This window comes from Proteus sp. fly-1013 (genome assembly GCF_040140245.1).
Taxonomy (GTDB): domain Bacteria; phylum Pseudomonadota; class Gammaproteobacteria; order Enterobacterales; family Enterobacteriaceae; genus Proteus; species Proteus mirabilis_B.
This window is the reverse complement of record NZ_JBEEWD010000023.1, coordinates 1-892: the sequence shown is the minus strand read 5'-3', so window position 1 is coordinate 892 and position 892 is coordinate 1. Positions and strand designations below refer to the sequence as shown.

The 892-nt window shown below is 39.3% G+C and carries 1 pseudogene; it reads left to right on the top strand.

Features of this window, described 5'->3' with window-relative positions:
- Positions 1-53 precede the first annotated feature (53 nt).
- Positions 54-892 (top strand): annotated as a pseudogene (locus tag ABN236_RS19255) (IS3 family transposase); the annotation flags it as partial.

Below are 892 nucleotides of genomic sequence, written 5' to 3'. Positions count from 1 at the left end.
TGACCCGTCCTGAATAAGGTTGACACTTTTCCAATCTGAAATTGGAGAGTGTAATGAAACCAATCACTAAACGAACTCAACGCGATTATTCTCTCGCTTTTAAATTACAGCTTGTTGACCAAGTTGAAAAAGGCGAAATAACCTATAAACAAGCCCAAGATCGCTATGGTATACAAGGATGCTCTACTGTTTTAGTTTGGCTTCGTAAGCATGGTAGGTTAGATTGGTCAAACGGTACCCCTGATACTTTTTATAGAGGTTCAGCTATGACCCAATCTTCTGAACAACAAACGCCGGAACAACGCATTAAGATCCTTGAAAAGGAACTTGAAGAAACTCGGCTTAAATCCGATTTTTTCGAAGCTGTGGTTAAAGTCATGGATAGAGACTTTGGAGTTCGTTTGTCAAAAAAGCGCAAAGCCGAGTTATTAAAGAAAAAACGGTTAAAAACCTCACCGTAACAATTGCTTGCCGTTTTATGCAGATCAGCCGACAGGCTTATTACAAGAGACTGGATAGAACTGAGGAACGAAAGAAAGCCGATTCGGCCATTATTGACGTTGTTAAATCTGAACGAGTCTTACAACCTCGACTGGGTGGGCGTAAATTACATTTTATTTTAAAGCAAAAACAGATGGTTATTGGTCGTGATCGGCTATTTTCTTTATTGAAGGAACATCAGTTACTGGTGCCTAATAAACGGGCTTATCATCGAACAACCTTAAGCCATCATCGTTTTTATCGGCATCCAAATTTAATTAAGTCGGGGTTTATCCCCACACAACCAGAACAGCTTTGGGTAGCAGATATTACCTATTTATCGACGCATGAAGGTGATACTTATTTAAGTTTAATTACGGATGCGTATTCACGAAAAATCGTGGGATATCAT